The 2,005-nt window shown below is 34.5% G+C and carries 1 protein-coding gene; it reads left to right on the top strand.

Going from position 1 to position 2,005, the window contains the following annotated elements; translation table 11 throughout:
• On the top strand, positions 1-2,005 hold a 2,005-nt coding region (locus EZM65_RS15335), incomplete at both ends, for a beta-ketoacyl synthase N-terminal-like domain-containing protein (protein ID WP_211196232.1).

The raw sequence follows: 2,005 nt of genomic DNA, 5'->3' as shown, positions 1-2,005 counted from the left end.
ATCCATAGAAGGAGATTTAGAAGAGACAGGAATTATTTGTTTTTATTATAATATTAGTATAGACAATAATGCTTGTTTGCGTGATCATCTGGTATTTAACGAAAGTGTATTGCCGACAGATGCTTATATAGAATTGATTTACTCTGCATTTAAAGAACATTTCGGAATTGATCAGTTGCAATTAAGAAATATAAAAATTAATCAGCCATTTGTAGGAAAAACAGGAAACTGTCGTTTGACAAAGTTAGAGTTGAGAGAATTGTCAGACGGTCAGCTACGTTTTATAATCAGTAGTAGTATAGAAGGGGAAGATGTAGAGATGGTTCATGTTAAAGGATTTATTGAGCTTGAAAATATAGTGAATAATACCCCTTTATTATCAATCGAATTTGATGAAGAAATTGAGAAAAACTGCAATCAGGAGCAATTAAAATTATTGGTTTATCCAATAGAAGTAAAAGGTATTTATGACGACCTTTTGAAATCAGCAAAATTCAGTAAAAAAAGCGCTTCAGGAACGATTGATTTAAAAATAAATGCACAGAAAACCTATATTGCTCAACTATTAGATGCGGGTTTGTTTTGTAGTATGAGTTATGGGCACTACAGGCTTCATGAGCAAGAATCGAGCACATATCTACCTTATGAAATAGAGAAAATTACAATTAATGATCACTCTACAACACAAGCATATCGTTGCGTTGTTTTCCAAAACTCAATAAGTTCAGAAAAAATAGTATTGAGTTTTGAATTAATAGGAGAAGATGAAAAAGTCTTACTTCGTATTGAAGGACTACAGTTGCGACTAGTTACAAAAAAACAAATTTTAAAATCAATTACTGTTGACAAAGAAATTATTACTGATTTTTCTCCAGAGAATATTTCAGATGTTGCAGTTATTGGTATTTCTTGCCGCTTTCCAGAAGCAGACAATGCAGATGAGTTTTGGGAGAATTTGAGTGAAGGTGTAGATTCCATTAAAGAAATAGATAAGAATCACTGGAGGAATTATAATTGGTACAATATAGATCCTCATCATGAAGGAACTTCCTATAGTAGATGGGCAGGATTTATAAATGATTCTGATAAATTTGATCCTTTATTTTTTGGAATTTCACCAGGAGAGGCATTAATCATGGATCCCCAACAACGTTTATTTTTGGAAGAGAGCTGGAAAGCAATAGAAGATGCTGGTTATAGTCCACAGCAATTGGACCGTAGGAAAGTAAGCGTTTTTGTCGGAGCAGGATCAGGAGATTATTTACAATTGTTAAAAGAAAATGGAGAAGATACTAAAGGAACAGCTTTTACGGGTTGTTCTCAGGCAATACTTGCAGCGCGAATATCCTATTTTATGAACTTTACCGGGCCGGCTCTAGCCATTGATACTGCTTGCTCAAGTTCATTAGTTGCAATGGATAGAGCTTATCAAAGTATACTGTCAGGAGAAAGTGAGATGTCTTTAGTTGGGGGAATTTCTTTGTTAACAACACCAATATCTCATATTTGGACGAGTCAGGTTGGAATGCCTTCTAAATCAGGACGTTGTAAAACATTTGATGATAATGCAGATGGAATTGTATCATCCGAAGGAGTCGGAGTGGTTGTTCTGAAAAAATTGAAAGATGCAGAAAGGGACGGGGATAGAATTTATGCTGTTATTAAAGGTAGTGGAATTAATCAAGATGGTAGAACGAATGGAATTACAGCTCCAAGTGTACGTTCACAGAGTGCATTACAATTGAGTATCTACCAAAAGAATCAAATAGATCCTTCTTCGATTAGCTATATTGAGGCTCATGGCACCGGAACTAGGTTGGGAGATCCAATTGAAATAGAAGCTTTAACAGATACATTTGATAAATATACTACTGAAAAACAGTTCTGTGCAATAGGATCAGTAAAAACCAATATTGGACATACAGGTTATGTTTCTGGTGTAGCTGGGCTTATCAAGACAATTTTAATGATGAAACACAGGCAAATAGTTCCTAGTCTTCATTAT

The organism is Flavobacterium sp. H122 (assembly GCF_004959765.1).
GTDB lineage: Bacteria > Bacteroidota > Bacteroidia > Flavobacteriales > Flavobacteriaceae > Flavobacterium.
This window is presented reverse-complemented; position numbering and strand designations above follow the sequence as displayed.